Origin of the sequence: Polaromonas sp. (assembly GCF_039930745.1) — a bacterium.
In the GTDB taxonomy this organism is placed as follows: domain Bacteria; phylum Pseudomonadota; class Gammaproteobacteria; order Burkholderiales; family Burkholderiaceae_C; genus Polaromonas.
In genome coordinates this window covers 1-7014 of sequence record NZ_JBDTTH010000139.1, presented here as the reverse complement: position 1 = coordinate 7014, position 7014 = coordinate 1, and the positions used below count along the sequence as shown (strand labels likewise).

9 protein-coding genes are annotated in these 7014 nt (G+C 62.4%); 2 read left to right on the top strand and 7 right to left on the bottom strand.

The features are described 5' to 3' along the window. Positions 1–663: ferritin-like domain-containing protein (locus ABI660_RS22340; RefSeq protein WP_348072281.1), on the bottom strand; the 663-nt coding region annotated here is incomplete at its 3' end. Positions 664–742: 79 nt separating this feature from the next. Here ABI660_RS22340 and ABI660_RS22335 point away from each other — a divergent pair. Next, a complete protein-coding gene (locus ABI660_RS22335) occupies positions 743–1267 on the top strand; it encodes a gamma carbonic anhydrase family protein (RefSeq protein ID WP_348072279.1) in 525 nt (174 codons plus the stop codon). Positions 1268–1414: 147 nt separating this feature from the next. After that, complete coding sequence (locus tag ABI660_RS22330; RefSeq protein WP_348072277.1) at positions 1415–2386, top strand: Hsp33 family molecular chaperone HslO; 972 nt, start codon at positions 1415–1417, stop codon at positions 2384–2386. A 3-nt stretch (positions 2387–2389) separates the two neighbouring features. On the opposite strand, the gene ABI660_RS22325 is transcribed toward ABI660_RS22330, so the two are convergent. The 6 genes from ABI660_RS22325 to ABI660_RS22300 form a co-directional block, all read right to left on the bottom strand. Then, a complete protein-coding gene (locus tag ABI660_RS22325) occupies positions 2390–2929 on the bottom strand; it encodes a hypothetical protein (RefSeq protein ID WP_348072275.1) in 540 nt (179 codons plus the stop codon). Between the two features lie 66 nt (positions 2930–2995). Next, the gene (locus ABI660_RS22320) at positions 2996–3271 is read right to left on the bottom strand and encodes a septum formation initiator family protein (RefSeq protein ID WP_348072273.1); all 276 of its coding nucleotides are present in this window, start codon (positions 3269–3271) and stop codon (positions 2996–2998) included. 299 nt (positions 3272–3570) lie between these two features. After that, complete coding sequence (eno, locus tag ABI660_RS22315; protein ID WP_348072271.1) at positions 3571–4857, bottom strand: phosphopyruvate hydratase; 1287 nt, start codon at positions 4855–4857, stop codon at positions 3571–3573. Positions 4858–4883: 26 nt separating this feature from the next. Then, the gene (locus ABI660_RS22310; RefSeq protein ID WP_348072269.1) at positions 4884–5189 is read right to left on the bottom strand and encodes a DUF1330 domain-containing protein; all 306 of its coding nucleotides are present in this window, start codon (positions 5187–5189) and stop codon (positions 4884–4886) included. Between the two features lie 32 nt (positions 5190–5221). Next, positions 5222–6079 (bottom strand): 3-deoxy-8-phosphooctulonate synthase, encoded by an 858-nt coding sequence (gene kdsA, locus ABI660_RS22305; protein WP_348072267.1) that lies wholly within the window; start codon positions 6077–6079, stop codon positions 5222–5224. Further along, positions 6076–7014, bottom strand: a 939-nt coding sequence (locus ABI660_RS22300) for a CTP synthase (RefSeq protein ID WP_348072265.1), incomplete at its 5' end; no start/stop codon positions are given. The genes kdsA and ABI660_RS22300, both read right to left, overlap by 4 nt.

The following is a 7014-nucleotide window of genomic DNA, read 5'->3' as shown; positions in this document are numbered from 1 at the left end:
CCGGTACCAGTGGTTGCCGATGGCGACGTGGCCGATCTCGTCGCGCAGGATGATGTCAAGGATGGCGACGGCCGCGAGGGCATCCGGCGTGCCGACCTTGCGCAGCTTGGCCTGCATGGGCGGCGTGGCGTCCAGCCCGCGGGCCTCCAGCGTGCGTGGCACCAGCGCCATGCGCGCGAGTACGTCATCGGCTGTTTTGGCGGTCATGTCCCAGAGGCCGGTGTGGGCGGGGAAGTCGCCATAGTCGTAACCCATGGCCTGCAACTGCGCGCGTAGCAGGCTGAAGTGGTGTGCCTCTTCAGCGGCCACGCGCAGCCAATCGAAGTAGTAGGCGGTTGGCATGCCGTCGAAGCGCCAGACCGCGTCAAGCGCGAGGTTGATGGCGTTGAACTCGATGTGGGTCACCGCATGCAGCAGGGCGGCCAGGCCCGCCGGCGTGTACGGCGAGCGTTTAGGTACGTCCAGGTGCGAGCGCAGTTCCGGCCGCGCGGGGCAGCCGGGCAGGCTGGTGGGCGGGGCTATCGTCAGCTTGTCTGCTATCGAAAGCGTAGCTGCTTGCGCTTTCAGGGCGTGGGCCAGCAGCACTTTTTTCTGTGGATCCGGCTGCAGCAGCGCTTGCAGGGCCAATTGGCGCAGCTCGGGCGGGGAGGCGGGCAGGGTCATGCCCGGATTGTCGGCGAAAGACGGGGGTGCCTCTTTACAATGGACTGATCCAGAGACAAGGCAAAACAGAGGAAAAACGATGGCGATTTACCAACTCGACGAACTGGCCCCGAAAATGCACGAGACCGCCTGGGTGGCCGATAGCGCCCAGGTGATTGGCGATGTGGAGCTGGCTGAAGGCGCAAGTGTCTGGTTCGGCACGGTGATACGCGGCGACACCGAAACCATACGCATAGGGCGCGGCACCAATGTTCAGGACGCCAGCGTGCTGCATGCCGACATGGGTGTGCCGCTGACCCTTGGCGAGAATGTCTCTATCGGCCATCAGGTCATGCTGCACGGCTGCACCATCGGCGACGGCTCATTGATCGGCATCGGCGCCATTGTTCTGAACAAGGCGAAGATCGGCAAAAACTGCCTGGTGGGCGCGGGCTCGCTGGTGACCGAAGGCAAGGAGTTTCCCGATGGCTCCATGATCCTCGGCAGCCCGGCCAAGGCGGTGCGCCAGTTGTCGCCCGAGCAGATCGAGGGTTTAAAAATGATCGCCCATCACTATTTAGAGAATGCCCGCCGCTACAAGGCCGGCTTCAAGAAGATCGCCTGAGCACCCCCATGACCAACCCCATCACTCGACCGTCGCAAACCACTTACAAGCCAGCCAGGGCCGCGGGTCCGGCTTTGCCGGCCCGCAGGCGCAGCGGTCCCCTCGGGGGGCAGGGAGTTACGCGTAGCGAACGACCGTGGGGGCTCCATGCCTTCTGAATTGCATAAATTTCTTTTCGACGGCCTACCTGTGCGCGGCATGCTGGTGCGCCTGACCGATGCCTGGCAGGAAATCCTCAAGCGTCGCGAGGCTGCCGGCGGCTATCCGGCCGAGGTCATGCAACTGCTGGGTGAAATGACGGCCGCGGGCGCGCTGATGCAGGGCAACATCAAGTTCAACGGCGCGCTGGTGTTGCAGATCTTCGGTGATGGGCCGGTCAAGCTTGCGGTGGCCGAGGTGCAGCCGGACCTGAGTCTGCGCGCCACTGCCACTGTGACGGGCGAGGTGCAATCGGGTGACACCTTAAGCCGTCTCGTCAATGTCAACAACCAGGGGCGCTGCGCCATCACGCTGGACCCCAAAGACAAACTGCCGGGCCAGCAGCCCTATCAGGGCGTGGTGCCGCTGTTTGGCGACCAGCGCGAAAAAATCGAGAACCTCAGCGAAGTGCTGGAGCACTACATGCTGCAGAGCGAGCAGCTGGACACCAAACTGATCCTCGCCGCCGACGGCCAGGTGGCGGCCGGCCTGCTGATCCAGCGCCTGCCGGTCAAGGGCGAAGGCAACCTTGAAGGCCAGATCGACCGCGATGCCAACGAGGACGAAATCGGCCGCAACGAAGACTACAAACGTATTGCGCTGCTGGCCGGCACACTCAAGCGCGAGGAGCTGCTGGGTCTGGACGCCGATACCATCCTGCGCCGCCTGTTCTGGGAAGAACAGGTCACGCGCTTCGAGCCGGTGGCGCCGACCTTTGCCTGCAGTTGTTCGCAGGAACGCGTCAGCGGCATGCTGCGTGGCCTGGGCACGGACGAGGTGGAAAGCATCATTGCCGAACGCGGCCGGATTGACGTGGGCTGCGAGTTCTGCGGTGCGCAGTACGGGTTCGATCCTGTGGATGCAGCGCAGATATTCACCAGCCAGGTCAGCCAGCAGCCACCGGCGCCGACCGTCCAGTGATCGTCAGGACACGCGGCTGGCCAGCAGGTCGCTGAGCAGCCGGCGTTCGCAGTCCGGGTCGCTGCAGGTGTCGCAGGCCCAGACCCAGGGCCGGTGCGCCTGGGTGCTGGTTGTCGGCACAGCCTGCGGATTCCCGCAGGCAAGCAGCCCGTTCAGCGCACCCAGTGCGTTGGCAAGGCGAGCAGCGCCTGTGCCGTAAACCACGGTGTAAGGCTGATCTGTTTTGGCGAGGATTTGGCGCAGCTGTTGGTCGGCACTGTGCCGCGTCGACTCTCCGGCGTTGGGTGCGGGCAGGTCCAGACCCATCAGCAGGACCCGGTCAAAACGCCGAAAGCCCGCCTTTTCTCCATCTGCTGCCGGCAAAACAGCCGCCAGCGGCGGGTCGTCGGCGACCACGAAAGCAGATTCCCCGTCAGGGCTGTGGCCCAGCGCCACCTGAAGTTCGGTGGCCAGCCGGGTTTTGCCGGTACCCGGCGCGCCCAGTACCGCCACCCGCTGCGGTTCGCCGGAAGCGCGGCCGGTTTTCGCTGGATGAATCGTCAAATTTGGCTCCAGCCCTTATGGGTATTGCGCTGGCAGCTATTGAAAACAGAGCAAGTTGTGCCCCGGTCAGCGCGCAATCTGTACAAAGATTTCGTTGGGCTTGACCATACCCAATTCCTGGCGCGCCTTTTCTTCCACCATCTCCAGGCCTTCTTTGAGGTCTTTGACCTCGGCCGACAGCCGTTCGTTGTCGGCCAGCGTCTGGGTGTTTTGCACGGTTTTCTCGCTCAGCCTGCGCTGCATCTCATTGACGCTGGGAAGGCTGCCCCGGCCAAACCAGAGTTGCGCGTGGACAATGACCAGCAGCGCAACCAGGAGGGCGGGGACGAGGCGTGACCCCATGTCTAGGCCCGAAGGGCTGCAAACGACACGAAGCGCGCGAACGAGGGGGATTCGGATCCAGGCCAGCCAGGGCCGCGGAACCGGCCTTGGCCTGTCCTCAGCTTGTCGAAGGGCCGGGCCGCAGGCGCAACGGCCCCCCTTCTTCGTGCAAGGGGCAGCGCGCGGTAGGCGCACGAAGCGACAAGCGCGGGGACTCTTTCTTCACCAGCCGGGGCCGTGGATCTGGCTTTGCCAGTCCGCAGGCGCAGTGCCCCCTCGGGGGGCAGCGCAGTACGCGAAGCGACAAGCGTGGGGGCCATCTACTTCAAGTTGTAAAAGGCAGCGCGGCCAGGGTAGGTCGCGATGTCACCCAGGTCTTCTTCGATGCGCAGCAACTGGTTGTACTTGGCCATGCGGTCCGAGCGGCTCAGCGAGCCAGTCTTGATCTGGCCGGCGTTGGTGCCAACGGCAATGTCGGCAATCGTCGCGTCTTCAGTCTCGCCGGATCGATGCGAAATCACCGCGGTGTAGCCGGCGCGTTTGGCCATCTCGATGGCCGCGAAGGTTTCGGTCAGCGTGCCGATCTGGTTGATCTTGATGAGGATGGAATTGGCAATATGCTTGTCAATGCCTTCCTTGAGGATTTTGGTGTTGGTGACAAACAGGTCGTCGCCGACCAACTGCACCTTCTTGCCCAGGCGTTCGGTCAGGATTTTCCAGCCATCCCAGTCGCCTTCGTGCATGCCGTCTTCGATGCTGATGATGGGGTACTTGTCGCACCAAGTAGCCAGCATGTCGGTCCATTGCTGGGCGTTCAGTTGTAGGCCGCCTTCGCCTTCGAGCACATACAGGCCGTCTTTGTAGAACTCGCTGGCCGCGCAGTCCAGCGCCAGCGCGATTTGCTCACCGGCGGTGTAGCCGGCCTTGTCGATGGCTTCCAGGATCAACGCAATCGCTGCCTCATGGTTTTCAACGCTGGGTGCAAAGCCGCCCTCGTCGCCGACGGCGGTGCTGATGCCCCGGTCGTGCAAGATTTTCTTGAGCGCGTGGAAGACCTCGGCACCCCATCGCAGGGCTTCGCGAAAGCTCGGTGCGCCCACAGGCACGATCATGAACTCCTGCAGGTCCAGGCTGTTGTTGGCGTGCGCGCCGCCGTTGATCACGTTCATCATGGGCACCGGCATCTGCATGGCACCCATGCCGCCGAAGTAGCGGTACAGCGGCAGGCCGGCTTCTTCGGCTGCCGCGCGAGCCACAGCCATGCTGACGGCCAGCATCGCGTTGGCGCCCAGGCGCGCCTTGTTATCGGTGCCGTCCAGGTCGATCAGCGTGCGGTCCAGGAAGGCCTGTTCGCTCGCATCCAGGCCCAGCACGGCTTCGGAGATTTCGGTGTTGATGTATTCGACGGCCTTGAGCACACCCTTGCCGAGGTAGCGCGACTTGTCGCCGTCGCGCAGCTCGATGGCTTCGCGGGAGCCGGTGGAAGCGCCCGAAGGCACTGCGGCACGGCCCATCACACCCGACTCAAGCAACACATCGCACTCAACTGTGGGGTTGCCACGGCTATCGAGAATTTCGCGGCCAACGATATCAACAATTGCGCTCATTTAGTTCCTTTTTTTACAGAGAGGGATCAGACCGGGGCGGCAACGCCTTCGACCAGCACCATATTGAAAAACTCGGTGGCACCGGCGCGCTTGGCGCGCGCGGCACGGTACATTTCTTCGTCATAAAAGGCCTTGGCCTTTTCGTAGTTGGGGAAGCGCAGCATCGCGACGCGCGCGGGCTGCCAGTTGCCTTCCAGCGTCTCAAACTTGCCGCCACGTACCAGGTATTCGCCGCCGGCGGCTGCCACTGCGGCGGGCGCGACGGCCATGTACTGCTTGTACTGCTCGGGGTCGGTGATCTTCATGTCGACGATGATGTAGGCGGGTGTCATGCTTGTCTCTGGTATGGACAGGTGTGCCGGATTCAGGCTTCGAAGTTGTTTTCGAGGTAGCCGTTTTTCTTGGTCACACGGTCCAGCTCCAGCAGCGTTTCCAGCAAGGCCTTCATGTGTTTGAGCGGCACGGCGTTGGGGCCGTCGCTCATGGCCTTGGCCGGGTCCGGATGGGTTTCCATGAAGAGGCCGGAAATGCCAACCGCCACTGCTGCGCGGGCCAGCACCGGCACCATCTCGCGCATGCCACCGCTGCTGGTGCCATTGCCGCCAGGCAATTGCACCGAATGCGTGGCGTCAAACACCACCGGTGCCTTTGTCTCGCGCATGATGGCCAGGCTGCGCATGTCGCTCACCAGGTTGTTGTAGCCAAAACTCGCACCGCGTTCGCAGGCCATGAAGCTGTCTTCGTTCAGGCCTTTTTCACGTGCTGCGGCGCGCGCCTTGTCGATGACGTTTTTCATGTCGCCGGGGGCAAGAAACTGGCCCTTCTTGATATTGACCGGTTTGCCCGATTGCGCCACCGCGTGGATGAAGTCGGTCTGGCGGCAAAGGAAGGCCGGTGTCTGCAGCACATCGACCACGGCGGCAACGGTGGCAATCTCGGCCTCCGAATGCACATCGGTCAGGATAGGCAGGCCCAGTTCGCGTTTGACCTTGGCCAGGATTTCCAGGCCTTTGGCCATGCCGGGGCCGCGAAAGCTGGTGCCGCTGGAACGGTTGGCCTTGTCGTAGCTGGACTTGAAAATGAAGGGGATGCCCAGCGAAGCCGTGATTTCTTTCAGCGTGCCGGCCGTGTCCATCTGCAATTGCTCGGATTCGACGACGCAAGGGCCGGCGATCAGGAAAAACGGTTTGTCGAGGCCGATCTCGAAGCCACACAGTTTCATGCCACTACTTTCAGCGCTTTGTTCTGCGGTTTGCCGGCGGTCTGGTGATCCAGCGCGGCTTTTACATAGGCATTGAACAGCGGATGGCCGGCCCACGGGGTGGACTTGAATTCAGGGTGGAACTGCACACCCATGAACCAGGGGTGCACGTCTTGCGGCAGCTCGACAATTTCCGTGAGGTGTTCGCGCTGGGTCAGGGCCGAGATCACCAGACCAGCACCGCGCAGCTTGTCCAGGTAATGCACATTGGCCTCGTAGCGGTGGCGATGCCGCTCGGTGACCACGTCGCCGTAAATCTTGTGAGCCAGGGTGTTTTTGGCCACGTCGGAGCTTTGCGCACCCAGTCGCATGGTGCCGCCCAGGTCAGACTGCTCGTTGCGGGTCTTGATGGTGCCGTCTTCGTCTTTCCATTCGGTGATCAGCGCGATCACCGGGTTCGGGCTGTCGGGTTCGAACTCGGTGCTGTTGGCGTCTTTCAGGCCTGCCACATGGCGTGCAAATTCAATGGTGGCAACCTGCATGCCCAGGCAAATGCCGAGGTAGGGCACCTTGTTTTCACGGGCAAACCGCGCTGCGCAGATCTTGCCTTCGATGCCACGCTTGCCAAAGCCGCCGGGCACCAGGATACCGTCGAACTTGGCCAGGCGCGAGACGTTGTCCACGGTGATGGTTTCCGAATCGACATAGTCGATCACGACCTTGGCGTGGTTTTTCATGCCGGCGTGACGGATCGCTTCGTTGAGCGATTTGTAGCTGTCCGACAGGTCCACATATTTGCCGACCATGGCAATGTGCACTTCATTGGCCGGGTGTGCGGTTTCGTAAACCAGATCGTCCCAACGTTTGAGGTTGGCTGGTGGCGTGTTCAGGCGCAGCTTGTCGCAGATCAGGCCGTCCAGGCCCTGCTCATGCAGCATGCGCGGCACCTTGTAAAT